At 54.8% G+C, this 17,618-nt stretch carries 20 protein-coding genes and 2 tRNA genes; 16 read left to right on the forward strand and 6 right to left on the reverse strand.

All coding sequences use genetic code 11. The features are described 5' to 3' along the window. Window positions 1-37: 37 nt before the first annotated feature. Together chbG and ACE38U_RS12140 are read left to right on the forward strand one after the other, a co-directional pair. Window positions 38-799 carry a chitin disaccharide deacetylase gene (chbG, locus tag ACE38U_RS12135; protein ID WP_375529818.1) on the forward strand — a complete coding sequence of 254 codons (762 nt, stop codon included), beginning with the start codon at window positions 38-40 and terminating at the stop codon, window positions 797-799. Between the two features lie 101 nt (window positions 800-900). Beyond that, complete coding sequence (locus ACE38U_RS12140; RefSeq protein ID WP_038473801.1) at window positions 901-1,245, forward strand: nitrous oxide-stimulated promoter family protein; 345 nt, start codon at window positions 901-903, stop codon at window positions 1,243-1,245. 426 nt (window positions 1,246-1,671) lie between these two features. Here ACE38U_RS12140 and ACE38U_RS12145 read toward each other — a convergent pair. Together ACE38U_RS12145 and ACE38U_RS12150 are read right to left on the reverse strand one after the other, a co-directional pair. After that, window positions 1,672-1,759, reverse strand: a tRNA-Ser gene (locus ACE38U_RS12145). Between the two features lie 485 nt (window positions 1,760-2,244). Continuing rightward, a tRNA-Ser gene (locus tag ACE38U_RS12150) sits at window positions 2,245-2,332 on the reverse strand. A 203-nt stretch (window positions 2,333-2,535) separates the two neighbouring features. Between ACE38U_RS12150 and ghrA the strand changes: the two genes are divergently transcribed. The 4 genes from ghrA to ACE38U_RS12170 all read left to right on the forward strand — a co-directional run bounded on the left by ghrA (window position 2,536) and on the right by ACE38U_RS12170 (window position 5,491). Beyond that, complete coding sequence (ghrA, locus tag ACE38U_RS12155; RefSeq protein WP_375529819.1) at window positions 2,536-3,477, forward strand: glyoxylate/hydroxypyruvate reductase GhrA; 942 nt, start codon at window positions 2,536-2,538, stop codon at window positions 3,475-3,477. A 101-nt stretch (window positions 3,478-3,578) separates the two neighbouring features. Next, the gene (locus ACE38U_RS12160) at window positions 3,579-4,316 is read left to right on the forward strand and encodes a phosphatase (protein ID WP_038473795.1); all 738 of its coding nucleotides are present in this window, start codon (window positions 3,579-3,581) and stop codon (window positions 4,314-4,316) included. Window positions 4,317-4,344: 28 nt separating this feature from the next. After that, on the forward strand, window positions 4,345-4,899 hold the full coding sequence (locus tag ACE38U_RS12165; protein WP_038473792.1) for a TorD/DmsD family molecular chaperone: 555 nt from the start codon (window positions 4,345-4,347) through the stop codon (window positions 4,897-4,899). Between the two features lie 103 nt (window positions 4,900-5,002). Beyond that, window positions 5,003-5,491 (forward strand): DUF1097 domain-containing protein, encoded by a 489-nt coding sequence (locus ACE38U_RS12170; RefSeq protein ID WP_375529820.1) that lies wholly within the window; start codon window positions 5,003-5,005, stop codon window positions 5,489-5,491. A gap of 43 nt (window positions 5,492-5,534) precedes the next feature. Here the strand turns inward: ACE38U_RS12170 and csgG are convergent, their stop codons facing one another. From csgG to csgD, 4 genes are read right to left on the reverse strand one after another with little or no spacing between them, the layout of a single operon-like run. After that, window positions 5,535-6,368, reverse strand: a complete 834-nt coding sequence (gene csgG / locus ACE38U_RS12175; RefSeq protein WP_038473786.1) for a curli production assembly/transport protein CsgG — start codon at window positions 6,366-6,368, stop codon at window positions 5,535-5,537. A 38-nt stretch (window positions 6,369-6,406) separates the two neighbouring features. Further along, window positions 6,407-6,823 carry a curli production assembly/transport protein CsgF gene (gene csgF, locus ACE38U_RS12180; RefSeq protein WP_038473783.1) on the reverse strand — a complete coding sequence of 139 codons (417 nt, stop codon included), beginning with the start codon at window positions 6,821-6,823 and terminating at the stop codon, window positions 6,407-6,409. Between the two features lie 9 nt (window positions 6,824-6,832). Further along, the gene (gene csgE / locus ACE38U_RS12185) at window positions 6,833-7,219 is read right to left on the reverse strand and encodes a curli production assembly/transport protein CsgE (protein WP_038473780.1); all 387 of its coding nucleotides are present in this window, start codon (window positions 7,217-7,219) and stop codon (window positions 6,833-6,835) included. Between the two features lie 5 nt (window positions 7,220-7,224). Then, window positions 7,225-7,875, reverse strand: coding sequence for a biofilm master transcriptional regulator CsgD (csgD, locus tag ACE38U_RS12190; RefSeq protein ID WP_375529821.1), 651 nt, complete (start codon window positions 7,873-7,875; stop codon window positions 7,225-7,227). Between the two features lie 777 nt (window positions 7,876-8,652). Here csgD and csgB point away from each other — a divergent pair. The 10 genes from csgB to ymdB all read left to right on the forward strand — a co-directional run bounded on the left by csgB (window position 8,653) and on the right by ymdB (window position 17,560). Further along, window positions 8,653-9,105 (forward strand): curli minor subunit CsgB, encoded by a 453-nt coding sequence (csgB, locus tag ACE38U_RS12195; protein ID WP_375529822.1) that lies wholly within the window; start codon window positions 8,653-8,655, stop codon window positions 9,103-9,105. 45 nt (window positions 9,106-9,150) lie between these two features. Next, window positions 9,151-9,564, forward strand: a complete 414-nt coding sequence (gene csgA, locus ACE38U_RS12200; protein WP_038473771.1) for a curli major subunit CsgA — start codon at window positions 9,151-9,153, stop codon at window positions 9,562-9,564. Between the two features lie 57 nt (window positions 9,565-9,621). Then, window positions 9,622-9,951, forward strand: a complete 330-nt coding sequence (gene csgC, locus ACE38U_RS12205) for a curli assembly chaperone CsgC (RefSeq protein ID WP_176983340.1) — start codon at window positions 9,622-9,624, stop codon at window positions 9,949-9,951. A gap of 120 nt (window positions 9,952-10,071) precedes the next feature. Beyond that, a complete protein-coding gene (locus tag ACE38U_RS12210) occupies window positions 10,072-10,380 on the forward strand; it encodes a YmdA family protein (protein WP_038482776.1) in 309 nt (102 codons plus the stop codon). Window positions 10,381-10,485: 105 nt separating this feature from the next. Continuing rightward, window positions 10,486-11,091: an outer membrane lipoprotein carrier protein LolA gene (locus tag ACE38U_RS12215; protein WP_375529823.1), complete on the forward strand. Its 606-nt coding sequence runs from the start codon at window positions 10,486-10,488 to the stop codon at window positions 11,089-11,091. Further along, entirely contained in the window at window positions 11,081-11,704 is a 624-nt protein-coding gene (locus ACE38U_RS12220; protein WP_375529824.1) for a 4'-phosphopantetheinyl transferase superfamily protein, read from the forward strand. The genes ACE38U_RS12215 and ACE38U_RS12220 overlap by 11 nt, the downstream gene beginning before the upstream one ends. Window positions 11,705-11,779: 75 nt before the next feature. Continuing rightward, on the forward strand, window positions 11,780-12,661 hold the full coding sequence (fhuD, locus tag ACE38U_RS12225) for a Fe(3+)-hydroxamate ABC transporter substrate-binding protein FhuD (RefSeq protein WP_375529825.1): 882 nt from the start codon (window positions 11,780-11,782) through the stop codon (window positions 12,659-12,661). Then, window positions 12,592-14,589 carry a Fe(3+)-hydroxamate ABC transporter permease FhuB gene (fhuB, locus tag ACE38U_RS12230; RefSeq protein WP_375529826.1) on the forward strand — a complete coding sequence of 666 codons (1,998 nt, stop codon included), beginning with the start codon at window positions 12,592-12,594 and terminating at the stop codon, window positions 14,587-14,589. Before fhuD ends, fhuB begins: the two co-directional genes overlap by 70 nt. A 73-nt stretch (window positions 14,590-14,662) precedes the next feature. Next, window positions 14,663-16,879, forward strand: a complete 2,217-nt coding sequence (locus ACE38U_RS12235) for a TonB-dependent receptor (RefSeq protein ID WP_375529827.1) — start codon at window positions 14,663-14,665, stop codon at window positions 16,877-16,879. A gap of 150 nt (window positions 16,880-17,029) precedes the next feature. Next, window positions 17,030-17,560, forward strand: coding sequence for an O-acetyl-ADP-ribose deacetylase (gene ymdB / locus ACE38U_RS12240; RefSeq protein ID WP_038473758.1), 531 nt, complete (start codon window positions 17,030-17,032; stop codon window positions 17,558-17,560). Window positions 17,561-17,618: the final 58 nt, after the last annotated feature.

Below are 17,618 nucleotides of genomic sequence, written 5' to 3' on the forward strand. Positions count from 1 at the left end.
CCTCCCCGGACGGGGAGGGCCACTCAAGAGGGATGCTATGGACCGCTTACTGATTATTAATGCCGATGACTTTGGCCTGAGCAAGGCGCAAAACTACGGCATTATCGAAGCGTTTCACCACGGTGTGGTGACGTCGACCACCGCGCTGGTTAATGCCGAAGCCATTAAACACGCCGCCGGGCTGTGCGCTCGTTATCCGGGTCTGGGCGTAGGTATGCACTTCGTGTTGACGCTGGGCCAGCCGCTGACCGGGATGCCGGTGCTGACTCGTGGGACCGGCGTGCTGGGCAAAGGGATCTGGGAAATGGCGGAACAGGGTCAGCTGGACCTGGACGAGATCGGGCGCGAGCTTGAAAGCCAGTATCAGCGTTTTATTGATATTTTTGGCATTGAGCCGACCCACCTTGATAGCCACCATCACGTGCACATGATCCCGGAGATTTTTCCTATCGTGGCCGCGTTTGCTAAGGCGAAAGGGATCCCGCTACGCGTGGATCGCGATGCCGCCGCCCGGGACAACATTTCGCTGACCGGCGTGCGTTCTACCCAAGGGTTTACCAGCGAGTTTTACGGTGATGCGATATCTGAAAGCCTGCTGCTGGAGAGCGTGGATGCTTCTGCGCAGCGCCAGGAAGCCTCGCTTGAGGTGATGTGCCACCCGTCATTTGTGGATAATACGCTGCTGAAAAGCAACTACTGCTACCCGCGTCTGGCGGAGTTGGAGGTGCTGACCTCTGCGGCGCTGAAGTACGCTCTTGCCGAACGAGGCTACCGTCTGGGCACCTTCCGCGACCTCTAACCCCAATTCTCCCTTCGGCCCGCTGTCGATAAGGTGTATTATTATTGCATCTTATCGACAATCATTGGCCGTGCGATTTACCGGTCAATCAGGTACTGCCCATGTCCGGAAAACGTCTTCAGCGCGAGAAGCAAACCATCGCTAAAATGCTCACTCTCTATGAGCGCCAGAATCCCTCCGCCAGCGCCGGGCCAGGCCACTACCAGCGGCTTTATGAGTATGCCGCCAAAAGGCTGGAACGCTGCGCCTTTGGCGAAGAAAAACCCGCCTGCAAGCATTGCCCAATCCACTGCTATCAGCCTGCAAAACGTGAAGAGATGAAGCAGGTGATGCGCTGGGCTGGCCCACGAATGCTGTTTCATCATCCGATTCTGACCATGCTTCATTTGATTGACGACCGCCGTCCGGTGCCGCCGTTACCTGAGAAATTCCAGCGTAAAAAATAGCGATGGGAGGCCTGCAATATGCGAAAAAAAGCCCGCATTTGCATGCGAGCTCTTCTTTAAATGTGGCGGTGAGAGAGGGGCTTACTCGCGCCGTCCATGGCGCTCGCGCTGCGGGTCGCCGGAGGCGGTACCAAACGGCTGTCCTGCCGTTTGGTCGAACCCTGTCGAGGATTCTCACCCACTCTCTGCCGTGAGTAATATGCGAAAAAAAAGCCCGCATTTGCATGCGAGCTCTTCTTTAAATGTGGCGGTGAGAGAGGGGCTTACTCGCGCCGTCCATGGCGCTCGCCCTGCGGGTCGCCGGAGGCGGTACCAAACGGCTGTCCTGCCGTTTGGTCGAACCCTGTCGAGGATTCTCACCCACTCTCTGTCGTGAGCAATATGCGAAAAAAAGCCCGCATTTGCATGCGAGCTCTTCTTCAAATGTGGCGGTGAGAGAGGGGTTCGAACCCTCGATACGTTGCCGTATACACACTTTCCAGGCGTGCTCCTTCAGCCACTCGGACACCTCACCGTATTGTCTTGCTGCTCACCTTAGGTGGGCAACGGGGCGCTACTATAGGGAGTCAGCCCTCTTCGGTCAAGCCTAATTTATGGATTATGCCACGTTCGGTTAAGGTCTGAGCGGTTAGGGCGGTTTTAAGGCAAATTCATCGGAAAAAAGCTCCCGCCGGGCAAATCCTTCCGGGCGGGAGGAGGAAAATTATCCCGCTAGCCTGCCGTTTGGTCGAACCCGGTCGAGGGTTCTCATCCGTCCCTCGTCGGGTTATGGGCAATAAAAAAGCCTGAACGTGAGTTCAGGCTCTCTCATAAAATATGGCGGTGAGGGAGGGGCTTACTCGCGCCGTCCATGGCGCTCGCCCTGCGGGTCGCCGGAGGCGGTACCAAACGGCTGTCCTGCCGTTTGGTCGAACCCTGTCGAGGATTCTCACCCACTCTCTGTCGTGAGCAATATGCGAAAAAAAAGCCCGCATTTGCATGCGAGCTTTTCTTTAAATGTGGCGGTGAGAGAGGGGTTCGAACCCTCGATACGTTGCCGTATACACACTTTCCAGGCGTGCTCCTTCAGCCACTCGGACACCTCACCGTATTGTCGCCCCAGCGCTGCTGGAACGGGCGCTAATTTAGGGAAAATGGCCTTCGCCGTCAATGCTAATTTCATGTTTTTGGTGCGTTTAGCCAAACTTCATCCAACTTGACTCTTAAACCATCACAAGATGCTGCTTTTTATTGCATCAGGGCTTGCATGACATCCCGATTCGCGTAAGCCTAAGAAAAAAAGGAGGCAGTATGGACATTATTTTTCATCACCCCACTTTTGACACAGAGTATTGGCTGAATCGCCTTCAGCAAGCCCTGCCGCAGGCGCGAGTCCGCCAGTGGAGGCAGGGGGACCAGCAGCCCGCCGATTACGCACTGGTATGGCACCCGCCGGTGGAAATGCTTAGCGGCCGTAAAGGGCTCAAGGGCGTTTTCGCGCTGGGGGCCGGCGTTGACGCTATTCTCAGTAAACTTCAGGCTCACCCGGACATGCTGCCGGACGGCGTGCCGCTGTTCCGCCTGGAAGATACGGGCATGGGGCTGCAGATGCAGGAGTACGCTGTCAGCCAGGTGTTGCACTGGTTCCGTCGTTTTGACGACTACCAGCGACAAAAGCAGCAGGGGCAATGGCAGCCACTGGAAGATTATCGGCGTGAGGATTTCACCATTGGGATCCTCGGCGCGGGCGTGCTTGGCGGTAAAGTGGCTGAAAGCCTCGTGGCCTGGGGCTTCCCGGTTCGCTGCTGGAGCCGCAGCAAAAAAGATCTTCCAGGCGTACAGAGTTTTGCCGGTGGCGAAGCGCTACCTGATTTTCTGCACGGCACCCGAGTGCTGATAAACCTGCTGCCGAATACGCCGCAAACCGTCGGCATTATCAACCGTGAGCTTTTGGGCCAGCTGGCTAAAGAAGCTTACGTGATAAATCTTGCGCGCGGCGTGCACCTGGTTGAAGCCGATCTGCTGGCGGCGTTAGATTCCGGGCAGCTTAAAGGCGCGATGCTGGACGTCTTCTCTAAAGAGCCGCTGCCGGAGAACAGCCCGCTTTGGGCGCATCCTGGCGTGGCAATTACGCCGCACGTGGCCGCGGTCACTCGTCCTGACGAGGCCATTGCCTATATCGCAAAGACCATTACCCAGCTAGAAAACGGGGAATCTGTCTCCGGTGAAGTCTCTCTTCAGCACGGCTATTAAGCAGGAAGCCCGGCTTTTGCCGGGCTAGCTGTTCTTGCAGGCAGGCTAAAAATTGTCATGGATTGCTGGTATCCTTAGCTAAAATAGAAAAGGAGAAAACCATGTATCCCGTTGACCTGCATATGCATACCGTTGCCAGCACCCACGCCTACAGTACCCTCCATGATTATATTGCCGTTGCGAAGAGCAAGGGCATCAGGCTGTTTGCTATTACCGATCACGGCCCGGACATGGCGGATGCGCCGCATTACTGGCACTTTATTAATATGCGTATCTGGCCACGGCTGGTCGACGGCGTCGGCATTTTGCGCGGTATTGAATCGAATATTAAAAACACCGCAGGCGAAATAGACTGCACTGGGCCGATGCTCGACGCGCTGGATTTGATCATTGCCGGCTTCCACGAGCCGGTCTTCCCGCCAAAAGATAAAGCTACCCATACCGAAGCGATGATCGCGACGATGGCGAACGGTGACGTGCATATCATCAGCCATCCGGGTAACCCTAAATTCGAAATTGATATCCCGGCCGTTGCGGCGGCGGCGGCGAAATATAACGTCGCCCTTGAGTTGAACAACTCTTCGTTTACCCACTCTCGCATCGGCAGCGGCCCAAACTGCCGCGCCATTGCTGAAGCCGTGCGTGATGCTGGCGGCTGGCTGGCCTTAGGGTCGGACTCCCACACCGCCTTTACGCTGGGTGATTTTAGCGAGTGCCGCAAAATCCTCGATGAAATCAATTTCCCGGAAGAGCGGATCCTGAACGTTTCTCCGCAGCGCCTGCTGGGCTTCCTTGAAGCTCGGGGCATGGCGCCAATTGCCGAATTTGCCACACTGTAATTAACACCCGTAATGGATAGAGCCAGTCATGAATGAGTTTTCAATTATTTGCCGCGTACTCGGATCGCTATTTTATCGCCAGCCGCAGGATCCTCTGCTGGTGCCTTTGTTTACGCTGATCCGTGAAGGGAAGCTGGCGGCAAGCTGGCCACTGGAGCAGGATGAGCTGCTGGGGCGTTTGCAGCACAACTGCGACCCGCAGCTGCTGGCGGCGGACTTTAACGCGCTGTTCGTGGGTGAAAAGTGCAGCGTGCCGCCTTTCCGCTCGGCCTGGGAAGAGGGCAGTGACGAAGGGGAAGTGCGTCAGTTCCTGAAACAGCGTGGAATGCCGCTGGGCGAGTCACCTGCTGACCATTTCGGGACGCTGCTGCTGGCGGCTTCCTGGCTTGAGGACCAGTCCCAGGAGGATGAGTTTGAGGCGCAGGTGACGCTGTTTGATGAGTACCTGATGCCGTGGTGCGGGACGTTCCTCGGCAAAGTTGAAGCCCATGCCACAACGCCGTTCTACCGCACGCTGGCGGCGATCAGCCGTGAAGCGCTGCAGGCCATGCGCGATGAGCTGCAGGAATCAGAAGAGGAATAATTGTGATTTGAGTCACAATTAAACTGCAACGCTGATTTTTGATTTACAAAAAATGTGCGCCAGATCGTAGTGAGAGGCTAAGCCTCTGCTATGATACGGCGCCATGAAGACACTTATTCCACTTGCAATCACCACCGGTATTCTCTCTGGCCTCTGGGGCTGGGTTGCGGTGAGTCTCGGCCTGTTGGGCTGGGCCGGTTTCCTCGGCTGTACCGCCTATTTTGCCTGTCCGCAGGGCGGTATGAAGGGGCTTTTTATTTCTCTGTGTACCCTGTGCAGCGGCGTGCTTTGGGCGCTGGTGATTATTCACGGCAGCGCGCTGGCGCCGCATGCTGAAATCCTCGGCTATATCATGACCGGCGTGGTGGCATTCCTGATGTGTATTCAGGCTCGCCATATTTTACTTTCGTTTGTCCCCGGCACTTTTATCGGCGCCTGCGCAACCTTTGCGAATCAGGGGGAGTGGCATATCGTGGTGCCTTCGCTACTGCTGGGCCTGGTCTTCGGCTTCGCAATGAAAAACAGTGGGCTGTGGCTGGCGGCAAGACGAGAGAAGCTCAAACCGAAAGCAGGCTCATTGCTTAGCGAATAAAAAACCAGCGAAAGCTGGTTTTTTTATTCGCGAGAAACGGTCATCAGGAGGCCGGCGGCGTAGAGAGCTCTTTATACTTCACCAGCACCGGGTTGTTAATATCGGCAGGGTTTTGCAGATCCCACAGCCCACGGTCGATGCCATCGTTAATCAGATAGATAACGCCGGTTTCAATGGCGGACATCAGGCACAGCATTACCGGCTCGTTGCTGGTATAGCCTATTTCACCTTCCAGCAGGCGCTGGTAATCAATAAACCGGAAGACTCCAGCCTGCACTTCGTACGAGAGAATCGTTTTGCTGGTGTTGACCGACGACATGACTTCCCCGGTGCTGACGTCGACGACCCTCAGGTTCACGGCTATCTGGTCAAGCTGATACTGCGTGTCCGCGCCAATGCCAAAGTAACGTGCGCCCGCCCCGCCGGACTTCACGTTGCTTTCGTAGCCAATAATCGACCCTTCAATCATCACATTTGCCGCCATCAGCGAGTGCAGCGGGGCTCGATTATTATCCGCCACTGTGCCGTTTTCCTGCGCGGCGCGGATAATTTTGCGTTCGTTAAGCAGGTTTTGCAGCCCCTGACGTTCAAGCGGAATGAACCAGCGGGAATCCTTCAGCGCGGTGACCAGCATAGACGTTGCGCTTTGCGGCACGGCGGTAGAAAAGTTACTGGCGGGGTAGGGCTTGAACTGGCCCGTTTCGTCCTGAATGTTATAGACCGAAACATAAAGCTTTCCTTTTGCCTCTGGCAGATGCGTCAGGTCGAGATAGCTTTGTGCGCGGGGCAGTAACGTCGGTTTAGCGGCCTCTTTTGGCGGAGCCGTTAAACAACCACTTAATAAACACACCGCCACAATCAGAAGTAAGCGCTGCATAATGTTTATCCTTGAAGAGGTTTTATGATTTTAAGCCACTAAAAATTCGTGGAATTCGCCTGCAGGCCTGAGACCTGAATCGTCGAGGTTTTGCCGGTTTTACGGTCGGTTACGTTGAGCTGAAGTTGACCGTCGGTATTGGCGATATCGACGATGAAATCATTGGTGACCATGCGCCCCGGCTTCCCGGTATTGATATTGGTTAACAGGCCGCCCAGCACCTGTGACTGCAGCGCCTGGGTGAAATTATCCAGCGCGCTGGGCATTTGAATTCCAAGATCGCTGCTGTAGCTGGGATCTTTGTAAGAGTTTTGTGCCTGGGCCGAATTTAACAAATAGGCACCGTTATTGGGGTTACCGCCGAAGTTAGGGTTAACAAACTGGAAAACCATATTTCCGCCCCAGGCCAGCGGCGTAAAGAGCAGCAAGGGCAGAACGGCATGAGAGATACGCATCATCGTCTCCTAGAATTCGTCATGGGTTAAATCGCTGGTGCTCAATAATTGCTTATCAATCAGCCTGCGTTTAAGCGCCTCATCGGTATGGACCAGTGCCACCTCAACGTTTTTGTCGAAGTCGCGTTTTGTGGGGTAAAGAAAAGCCTGATAAACAACGTCCTGGCCGGCGGTAATGGTTATCCAGCTCCCCCAGCGGGCGCTGGGGCGCTCGTTGATGGTTAAATTGCCGGTATAGCTGCTTTCCCATTTATCGCTGAAGGCGCGGTAGAAACTGTGGCCTACCGAAGTGACGGTATGGTCCGTCAGCAGCCCGGGGATCTCGACTTCTTCGGCGTGAACGCTGTTCATCGCGCACCAGCAGGCCGCCAGGAAAAAAATGGCTGAGCGTTTCATGGTGTTTATCGCCGAAGGTTATCGTTTGCCCAGGAAACCGCCTGGGTGCGGTTTTTGACGGCTATTTTTCTGAACAGGTTATACAGGTGCGTTTTGACCGTGTTCTCACTGATAAACAGCGAGCGGGCGATTTCAATGTTCGAGGAGCCCACGCGCAGCTTGTTCAGGATTTCCTTTTCGCGCTGCGTTAAGCGTGAGGATTCGGTGCTATTAAAACGATAATTTCCGGAATGGCTGATGAGATAGCTGGCCAGCTTCTGCGAGAAGTAGCACTCTCCTTCCAGGACCCCACGCAGCCCCTCAACGACTTTGGGCTCTTCGGTCGCAAAATAAAATACGCCGTTGATATGCGGCCAGTTCTCGATCTCTCTGAAAGGATATTCTTCCGGCGTGTTGAGCAGCAGTAATTTTATCTGACTGTTTTTACGGCTTAATTTTTCCTGCCAAAACAGGATGATCTTCTTATCCGTTTCCGCCATATCAAATAAAATCAGAACATTACTGGCGAAGTCATCCAGTGGACGTTGAATATTGTGAACCCGCCCATTTATTTCTAACGAGGCGCGTAGATGTTGTAATAAAGCTGAAGCCTGGAGAGAGGGTTTCGTAATTAACAATAACGTAGGGCCCTGTAGGGCATGGACTTCATTATACATGATGAAACTCCACCTGGTTTTTGTCGCTACCGTTTGAATTAATGGAAATTAATTCTCCCTGAGATATCGAGATTCGCGACAGTGCTGTGTGTTAAATGTTTTTAATCGCCGAAATAATGGTTTTCGGTCGCAAAGGGATTTTTAACTAAAGTCTTACTATCTGTTTTCAATTTAGCGATTAGACATTTTAAAGCAAGTGTTAACTATGTAACCAAATGTTTCTGTGGATATTAAAATGTTTCCATGTGATTTTTTATCTATTTAGATTTAAGCCTAAAGTTGTACTTTAAGAATTGATTGTATAGTCATTATTTTTTCTTTTGTCAGTCTACTTTGTTGAATTTTAATGTTTTTATTCTTAGTGATTTGATTTTGTTAACGCCTCTCATATTTTTAAAAACAGCGTTTCCAGTATTCACCCGCTTCGCTTAATAAAACCATGCCTGGTGACGAAGGTTTTTCATAAACTGGCTAAGCATCGCCTAAGTTGTGCTAAGTCAGTGACCGTAAAGGCGACTTTAAATAAGTACGCTAATGATTATCCGATCCCTGGATCAGGTAGTTGCAATGAAGGGATTAGTGTATTTGATTCCGTATTAATACTTTGGTGTGAATTGGATAATGCAAAATACCACACGTGCATGAGATATTTAAGATGCCTGCCGTAACATACTCATTTCCGTAACGGAGCAATAACAAATTACCATTGGTTCGTTATAAATAATTACTGCATTACGCGTCATAATGTTCCGGCGTTATTAGGTTCAAGGTGACAGAATGAAAAAATATTGGCTGTTAATGATATTGTTTATGGGGCTGTCTCAGTACGGCCTGGCCCAGAGGAACGATCTTGCCGTCTCCGAATACAATTTCGCCGTAAATGAATTGAGTAATCCTCAATTTAATCAAACGGCGATTGTTGGCCAGTACGGCAGTAATAATAATGCGGAGGTGACTCAGCGAGGTCAGCGGCAATTATCTGAGATAGCACAGAGCGGCTCGGGTAACCGGGCAAACATCGATCAATCAGGTAGTTATAACCTTGCTTATATCTCGCAAGAGGGCGTCGCCAACGATGCGAGTATAAAGCAGGATTCATTTGGTAATGCCGCTCTTATTATCCAGCGAGGTGCTGGTAACAAAGCAAACATTACCCAATACGGTACCCAGAAGTCAGCAGTTGTTGTGCAAAACCAGTCACAAATGGCGATTCGTGTTATTCAGCGATAAGCAAAACATTTGGGCTGAAACTATCAATCCGATGGGGGTTTTAGTATGAATCTTTTCAAAGTTGCAGCATTAGCAGCATTGGTTGTTTCCGCAGGTGCAATGGCTACGTACCCACAGCAGGCTCAGCACTCAACCTTGAAAATATATCAGCAAGGTAACGGTAATAACGCCACAGCACTGCAGTCGAATGCTTTCTATTCGAAGACGGATATTAAACAGCTGGGCACCGTAAACGGGGCAAAAGTTGGCCAGGGTTCCGACAGCAGCGATATTAAATTGCTGCAGGACGGCTATGGTAATAACGCCACTATCAGCCAGTGGAACGGTAAAAACGCGCAGATCGACGTTCAGCAGTTCGGGACCAACAACGGCGCGGTGGTTAACCAGACGGCATCAAGTTCGCTGGTTTCAGTCACCCAGTTCGGTAACGGCAACCACGCCACGGCTTCTCAGTATTAAGACAGCCAGGCAGCCGTGTAAACAGGGCCTCAGGCCCTGTTTTTCTTTGGAGGTCGTATGCATACCCTGGTGTTGCTTGCCGCGCTTTCAAGCCAGCTGACGTTTAATACCCGGCAGCAGGAGAACATTTACACCATTACGCCCGTGGCCACGCTTGCCGCAGATTGCCAGTGCACAATGACGCTGGTGGCCAATAAAAGCGGGACGTCCGGGCAAAGCACCAGCCGTCAAAGCAGTGAACTGTTCATCAAAGCCCACGAAGAGGTCGCGCTGTCGCAGCTCAGTCTGAACATTGACCCCGGCGACAGCGTTACGGTGACCGTCACGTTGAGCGACGGGAAAGCATTTCACCTTGAACAGCAGTGGCGAGAGCCGGGCAAACCTTGACGAAGAATAAATATATGTGACGGAGGTATTGCAAGAATAAAAAACATCGATCACTGTTTAATTATCTTTGATTTTCTGCCGATAACCTTCAGGGACGACAGCAATCGAGGAGTAATGAACGTGAAAGCAATTTATACGAAGTATTTGCTTTGTCTGGCGCTGAGCGTGGCGGTTACGCCGTTATCCCAGGCCGCTTCCTCTGGCATTATCCATTTTCGGGGTGAAATAGTAGAAGGCGGCTGTCAGTGGGCGCCTGCAAGTTCCAGTGTTGCAATGACCTGTACCGAAAAAGGCAAACCTGTCACCCAAACCGTGGCCCTTAGTTCCCTTGATGGCGTAACCGTGCATAACGACAGCACGATGCAAACCCGCGTGCAGTATCTCGACTCACAGCACAAAACCGCCGTTTTGCACGTGACTTATCAATAGTCTCCTGGCCCGTTTCACCGACGGGCCTTCTCCTTTTGGTTTCAGACCACGTTGCAGAGTAAACTAGCCCACGTCGATTTAGATTCAGGGTATAGGGCTAGTGCTGTGAAAAAAAGTTTGCTTCTCTCTCTTCTGCTGGTGGCTCAGGCGACCGGCGCGGTGACGCTGGATGAAATCCAAAAGCGTTTTGCCGCTGCGCCCGTTATGCGGGCTCAGTTTGAGCAGGAGCGCCAGATAAAAGGCATGGCCCAGCCGCTGCATTCCAGCGGGCGAGTCGTGGTAGCGAAGAATAAAGGGCTGTGGTGGCAGCAGCGTCAGCCTTTCCCGATGCGGCTGATCGTGGGCGATAACCGCATGGTGCAGGTGATGGGTAACCAGCCTCCTCAGGCCATTACGGCACAGAGTAACCCGCAAATGTTCCAGTTCAACCAGCTGTTGCGCACGCTGTTTTATATCGACCGTAAAACGCTGGAGAAAGACTTCATCAGTGAATTTTCCGATCTCGGACAGGGGAAATGGCGGCTGGTGTTGATTCCCTCTGATGAAACGCTTAGCGGACTGTTCCGCTCCATAACGCTTTATGGCGAGAAGTCTCTCGATCGTGTTGAGCTTCACGACGTTGAGGAGGACTCGACGGAGATAACCTTCAGCCATTATCAGCCAGAACCCCACAAACTTACCCCGGAAGAGCGCAAACGCTTTGTCTTCTGATGCACATTACCGGCTTGCCGTGGGGAGAGTAGGGCACCTTTGCGATCCGCAATCCGTGGAGCGCTGGCTGTCGGAGGCGCTGATCGCTATGGCGCCACAGGGCGCGCGCCGCTCTGCATGGCTTGCCGGGCGAGTGCTTTTAGCGCAGCTGCTGGATAACGGCGCTTTGCCGCCGCTGCAAAACGGTTCTCACGGTAAACCCTGGCACCCGTATCTGCCTGAATTCAATATTTCTAACAGCGCCGACGCCGTTGCGGTACTGACGGGCAACAAGCCCGTTGGCTGCGACATGGAGCTGCTGCGCCCGCGTAAGCGCTGGCAGGCGGTGGCGAAGCACAGTTTTTCCCCGGCGCTTAATGACTGGCTGGAAGGGCTGCCTGAAGCGCAGCAGCTGACGGCATTCTGGCGTTTGTGGACGGCCCACGAAGCGGTCGTGAAGCAGCGGGGCGGGACGGTCTGGCAAATACCGGAGCTGTCGCTCCCGCTGGAAACGCTTTGCCCGTCGAACCTGCATTTGCAGCATATTACCTGCGGCGAATGGCTGATTGCCTGCTGTGGGTCTGAGGCGTTTGCAGCTGATTTTTCCGTAGAACGAGCGGTGGCTATCGGCTGAGTTTTTGATTGCGTTGTCGGCGGGCGGCGGCATAATACGTAAAACTTAATTAGAACGATAACTATTGCTATTTATATGGACGTTTCTCTCAGCCGTCGGCGTTTGCTGGCGCTTTCCGCTTTACTGCCTCTGGCCACAATTTTTCCGGGCCGCGCCCAGGCGCAGCGTTTTGACCCAAGCCGTATTATTGCCCTGGAGTGGCGGCCGGTCGAAATGCTGCTGGCGCTCGGCATCATGCCGCTGGCTATCGCCGATAAACGCAATTATCACCGCTGGGTTGGGGAGCCAAAGCTGCCTGATACCGTCGTTGACGTTGGGCTGCGAAACGAGCCTAACCGCGAATTAATGCAGCGCCTCAACCCTTCGCTATTTCTAATCTCCAAAGGTTTTGGCCCCGCCGAGTCAGACTTAAAGCCAATCGCTCCCTGCTGGTCGACGGCGTTCAATGACGCCAGCGGGCGCCCGTTGGCGCTGCTGGAGAAAGATTTAATCAGGCTCGGGCAGTTCCTGGGGCGCGAGCAACAGGCTGTCGAGCATCTGGCACAGCTTCACCAGGGCATTGCTTCCACGCGTGAAAAACTCCCGTCTGACCCGAGGCCGCTGGTGATGTTCTCGTTTCTCGATAGCCGCCGGGTGATGATTTTTGGCCGCAGCAGCCTGTTCAATGATTTGCTGGAGCGGCTGGGGATGCGCAATGCCTGGGACGGGAAAACCAATGCCTGGGGGAGTGCCGTGGTGGGGATTGAAACGCTGGTCAGGCTGGAGAATGTCACGGCGCTGTGTTTTATGCATGGCGACGACGATCCGGTGAAAACGGTGGCGAAATCTGCGCTATGGCAGGTGATGCCCTTTGTTCGTGACGGGCAGCTGCATCTGCTGCCTGCGGTATGGTTTTACGGCGGCAGTTTCTCGGCGCTGCGTTTCTGCCAGCTCTTGCCGGAGGCACTGTGCGCATAATCCTTCTTTTACTCTGTGCCTTCACGCTGTTTTTGACCGGCTACAACTTTCAGCAAATGCTGCCCGCAGGCCTTTGGTGGCAGGCGATAACCCTACCGCAGGTCACCGATGTTTCGCAGATGCTTTTTCATTACAGCCTGCTGCCGCGAACAACGCTGGCGCTGCTCACCGGTGCCGGGCTGGCGCTGGCCGGCTGTCTGTTTCAGCATATCCTGCGTAACCCTCTGGCCGAACCGGCAACCCTGGGCGTTGCGGCCGGGGCGCAGCTGGGCCTGACCCTTGCGACGCTTTTTCTGGCGGGGGCAGGGGAAACCGGCAGGCAGCTTGCGGCGCTGGCAGGCGCAATGGTCGTAGGCAGCATTGTGCTGGGTGCCGCCTGGGGCAAGCGTATGTCGCCGGTCACGCTGATCCTTGCCGGGCTTGTGCTGGGACTGTATTGCGGCGCGGTGAAAAGCTTCCTCGTACTGTTCAATCATGAACGCCTGCAAAACCTGTTTATCTGGAGCAGCGGGATGCTGAACCAGTATGACTGGGCGGGCGTGGAGTTTCTCTGGCCAAGGCTGCTGGCCGGGCTGGTACTCATCGTATTGATGATTCGCCCCCTGGGCATGCTGGCATTAGATGACACGGTATTGCGCGGGCTGGGCATGAAGCTGGCATTGGTTAGAGTGGGCGGGCTGTTTCTGGCGCTGCTGCTGAGTTCGATGCTGGTCAGCGTGGTGGGCGTTATCGGGTTTATTGGCCTGTTTGCCCCGGTTTTGGCCGGGATGTTTGGCGTAAGGCGCCTGCTGCCTAAGCTTCTGGCTTCCATGGCGACCGGAGCCCTGTTGCTGCTCTTGAGCGATCAACTGGTTATCTGGCTTGGCAGCCACTGGCAGGAGCTGCCGACCGGGGCGGTGACGGCGCTGGTCGGTGCGCCGTTAATGCTGTGGCTATTACCTCGCCTGCGCCATCAGCGGCTTGCCGCCACTCAGGATGCCAGTATTGCCGCGGAACGCCGACTGTCACCCGGCACCGTGCTGCTGATGTGTGCTGCTTTACTGCTGGTCGCCTTACTGGCGCTGGGCGTGGGGCGAGAAAGCGCGGGCTGGTTTGTGGGCTTACAGGAAATGTGGCAGTGGCGCTGGCCGCGCGTGCTGTCGGCGATTGCCGCCGGGGCAATGCTTGCGGCGGCCGGAACGCTGGTGCAGAAAATGACCGGTAATCCTATGGCCAGCCCCGAAGTGCTGGGCGTAAGTTCCGGGGCGGCCTGCGCCATCGTGTTATTGACGTTTCTTGTCCCCGGAGACGTAAGCGCGTGGCAGCTTCCGGCTGGTTTTGCCGGGGCGACGCTCACGCTGCTGGCGATGCTCGTTTTAGCCCGAACGGGGCTGGCACCGGGCCGGCTGCTGCTGACCGGCGTTGCGCTGAGTACGGTATTCGCCACGCTGCTTACGCTGTACCTGGCCAGCGGCGATCCTCGCAGCGGCGCGGTGCTGACGTGGCTATCCGGCTCTACCTGGAAAGTCACCGGGCAACAGGCTTTGGTGAGCGGCGGCATGGCGCTGGTGCTGATAGGGCTTACGCCGCTGGTGCGTCGCTGGCTGACTATTCTGCCGCTGGGAGGCGAAGCCGCGCAGGCGCTTGGCGTGGCCCTGAGCCGCTCGCGTATCAGCATTTTGGTCCTTGCAGCCGGATTAGTTGCTGCCGCAACGTTATGCGTCGGGCCGCTGAGTTTTGTCGGTCTTATGGCTCCCCATATGGCAAGAATGCTCGGCTTCCGCCGCGCGGTGCCTCAGCTCGTGGTGGCGATAGCGCTAGGCGCAGGTCTGATGCTGGTGGCCGACTGGCTGGGCCGCAGTATTCTCTTCCCGTTCCAGATCCCCGCCGGGCTGTTGGCCACGCTCTGCGGTGCCCCGTACTTTATCTGGCTATTGCGTAAGGCGTAGCAGGTAACGATAATCACGATCAAAATCATAATCGTTCTCATTATTGTATTTTGAATTTTACCAGGGACTTTAGATGCCTCATCCATTTTCTCATCAGGCCGGGTTTAAAACTCGCCTGATTGCGGCGTTGATCGCTGCCGCTTGCCTGCCTGCGGTCGCCGCGACTCAGGCAGATACCCAACAAAAAACTGCCGCTAAAGAAGAGACCATTACCGTAACGGCTACCCCGGATAATCAGTTCAGCGCGGGCGGTAACGATCTGGTCCCGGCTTACCTGGAAGGGCAGGTAGCCAACGGCGGGCGCCTGGGTATGCTCGGTGAACAGGATGCGCGTAACGTGCCGTTTAACGTTATCGGCTATACCTCAAAAATGATTGAGGATAAGCAGGCCAATACTATCAGCGACATTATTCGCAACGACGCCACCGTGCAGCCCGTGCGCAGCTACGGTAACTTCGGCGAATCCTACCGAATCCGAGGTTTCCTGCTCGACGGCGACGATATTTCCTACGGCGGGCTTTACGGCGTGCTGCCGCGCCAGATAACGAGCACGGCCATTGCGGAGCGCGTGGAGGTTATTAAAGGTTCTACGGCGTTCCTGAACGGCGTGCCGCCGGGTGGCTCTGGCGTGGGCGGGGCGATCAATATCGAGCCTAAGCGGGCGGGAAGTGAACCGCATACCCAGCTTGGCGTGGATTATACCGGGCGCTCGCAGGTAGGCGGCACGCTGGATACCGGCCGCAGATTTGGTGATAACGAGCAGTTTGGCGCGCGAGTTAACCTGCTTCACCGCGAGGGCGAAAGCGAAGTTCACGGCCAGAAGGACAGAACGTCGCTGGCAAGCGTTGGGCTGGATTACAAAGGCGATAAGCTGCGGACTTCCTTCGACGGCGGCTATCAGAAAATGACGGTGCATAATGGCCGTATCGGCGTTGGCGTTGGGGCGATTACGGAGATGCCTGACGTACCGGATAACCGGACAAACTACGGGCAGCCGTGGGTTTATTCGGATATGAGCAGCCGTTTTGCCGCCCTGCACAGCGAGTATGATCTGCAGGACAACTGGACGCTTTATGGCGCGCTGGGTACCAGCGAAACCGACGAGCGTGGCAATTACAGCGTGCCAAAGTTTGTTGATAACAAGGGCAATACCAGCCAGACGCGCCTTTCTACGCGCTACATCGCCGACGCTTTCTCCGGCATGGGCGGGGTGAGAGGTAAGTTTGATACCGGCTTTATCGGCCACAGCGTGAACCTGGGCTATTCAGGCGTTTACCGCAAAACCCGTGCGGCCTACACCATGTCGTCCAGTAAAACTGCCGTCGGGAATAACATCTACGATCCGTCTTATCTCGACCTCAGTCGTTTTCCGACGGTCGCTTCCGGCAGCGATATGGACGATCCAACCCAGCGTAGCCGCACGATTACCGGCGGCGTTTCTCTTTCCGACACGCTCTCTGCGCTGGATGATAAGGTCCTGTTGACCCTGGGGGCTCGCCGCCAGGAAGTGCGGGTTCGTAACTACAGCTATACCGGCATCGAAGACACGAAGTCGCGCTTTGACGCTTTCAAAGTTACGCCGGTTTATGGCCTGGTGGTGAAGCCGTGGGAGCCTGTTTCCTTCTATGCTAACCATATTGAAGCGCTACAGCCTGGCCCAACGGCAACGTCGAAAGCGACCAATGCCGGTAACGTGGTCGGTATCGTGCAGTCAAAGCAGAACGAAGTTGGTGTGAAGATGGACTTCGGCCGCGTGGGCGGGAGCATGGCGCTGTTTGAGGTCAAAAAGCCGGTGGGGATGATCGACAGCAACAACGTTTACGGCCTCTACGGTGAGCAGCGTAGCCGCGGTATGGAGCTGAACGTCTTTGGCGAGCCGATGTACGGCGTGCGCCTGCTGGGGAGCGCGCTGTGGCTTCAGCCTGAGATGGTCAAAACCAGCGGTGGCACCAATGATGGCAAAGACGCCATTGGCGTACCTCGCTACTCCTGGTCCGTAGGCGGTGAATGGGATCTGCCGTGGGTGCAGAACCTGACTGCGACCGGGACGCTTATCCGCACCGGCTCCCAGTATGCCAACGTCGACAACAGCCTGAAGCTCAACGGCTGGACGCGGCTCGATCTCGGCGTGCGTTACAGCACGAAGGTGAACGACCAGACGCTGACCTGGCGTGCCAACGTGGAAAACGTGACCAACGAGAAATACTGGGCATCCATCGACGACAGCGGCTCGTATATTACGCAAAGTGACCCGCGCACGTTGAAACTTTCCATGACTGTTGATTTCTAATCCAATAACAAATGCTCCGTTAAGGCGGGGCTTTTTGTGGCTGATATCTGAACATTTTTAAAAGTTGAAATGTCCGGAAACGATAATAGTCATGTACGTGCCCCGTCTGACGAGAATAGACTACGGCAAAGTACAGTTGGAGAATGGTTAATGAGTGAACGCATACAGGTAGTCCAGGGGGATATCACACAGATTGAGGTCGATGTGATCGTCAACGCGGCAAACCCTACGCTGATGGGCGGTGGGGGAGTGGACGGGGCGATTCATCGTGCCGCCGGGCCTGCGCTGCTGGAAGCCTGTAAAGCGGTACGCCAGCTACAGGGGGAATGTGCCCCCGGCCACGCGGTTATCACCGAAGCAGGGAATATTGCAGTAAAAGCGGTTATTCACGCCGTGGGGCCAGTATGGCACGGCGGAGAGCAGAACGAAGCGGAACTGCTGGAACTGGCTTACCGCAACAGCCTGGATTTAGCCGCCGCCAACGGCTACAGAACGATTGCTTTCCCGGCGATAAGCACCGGGGTTTATGGCTTCCCGAAGGCACAGGCGGCGCGCATAGCCTGGGATACCGTCTATAAATACATCGGTATGCGTCCGCTGCCGGAAAGCGTGGTGTTTGTCTGCTTTGATGATGAAAACACGCAGATTTATCAGCAGATTGCAGCTGAGTGTCATAAATAAATCACGACAGCTTCATAAAACTTCAATCTGCGGCGGCTAAGATTCCTGGCGCAGAGAT

The sequence above is a fragment of the Cedecea selenatireducens genome (assembly GCF_042138895.1).
Taxonomy (GTDB): Bacteria; Pseudomonadota; Gammaproteobacteria; order Enterobacterales; family Enterobacteriaceae; genus Cedecea; species Cedecea selenatireducens.

Coding starts and splice junctions, on each gene's coding strand:
- csgE (WP_038473780.1), bottom strand. CDS start 7,219: ATGAAACGCTCAGCCATTTTTTTCCTGGCGGCCTGCTGGTGCGCGATG.
- chbG (WP_375529818.1), top strand. CDS start 38: ATGGACCGCTTACTGATTATTAATGCCGATGACTTTGGCCTGAGCAAG.
- ACE38U_RS12235 (WP_375529827.1), top strand. CDS start 14,663: ATGCCTCATCCATTTTCTCATCAGGCCGGGTTTAAAACTCGCCTGATT.
- ACE38U_RS12165 (WP_038473792.1), top strand. CDS start 4,345: ATGAATGAGTTTTCAATTATTTGCCGCGTACTCGGATCGCTATTTTAT.
- csgC (WP_176983340.1), top strand. CDS start 9,622: ATGCATACCCTGGTGTTGCTTGCCGCGCTTTCAAGCCAGCTGACGTTT.
- csgA (WP_038473771.1), top strand. CDS start 9,151: ATGAATCTTTTCAAAGTTGCAGCATTAGCAGCATTGGTTGTTTCCGCA.
- ACE38U_RS12140 (WP_038473801.1), top strand. CDS start 901: ATGTCCGGAAAACGTCTTCAGCGCGAGAAGCAAACCATCGCTAAAATG.
- ghrA (WP_375529819.1), top strand. CDS start 2,536: ATGGACATTATTTTTCATCACCCCACTTTTGACACAGAGTATTGGCTG.
- ACE38U_RS12160 (WP_038473795.1), top strand. CDS start 3,579: ATGTATCCCGTTGACCTGCATATGCATACCGTTGCCAGCACCCACGCC.
- csgG (WP_038473786.1), bottom strand. CDS start 6,368: ATGCAGCGCTTACTTCTGATTGTGGCGGTGTGTTTATTAAGTGGTTGT.
- csgB (WP_375529822.1), top strand. CDS start 8,653: ATGAAAAAATATTGGCTGTTAATGATATTGTTTATGGGGCTGTCTCAG.
- csgF (WP_038473783.1), bottom strand. CDS start 6,823: ATGCGTATCTCTCATGCCGTTCTGCCCTTGCTGCTCTTTACGCCGCTG.
- fhuD (WP_375529825.1), top strand. CDS start 11,780: ATGGACGTTTCTCTCAGCCGTCGGCGTTTGCTGGCGCTTTCCGCTTTA.
- ACE38U_RS12170 (WP_375529820.1), top strand. CDS start 5,003: ATGAAGACACTTATTCCACTTGCAATCACCACCGGTATTCTCTCTGGC.
- csgD (WP_375529821.1), bottom strand. CDS start 7,875: ATGTATAATGAAGTCCATGCCCTACAGGGCCCTACGTTATTGTTAATT.
- ymdB (WP_038473758.1), top strand. CDS start 17,030: ATGAGTGAACGCATACAGGTAGTCCAGGGGGATATCACACAGATTGAG.
- fhuB (WP_375529826.1), top strand. CDS start 12,592: ATGGTTTTACGGCGGCAGTTTCTCGGCGCTGCGTTTCTGCCAGCTCTT.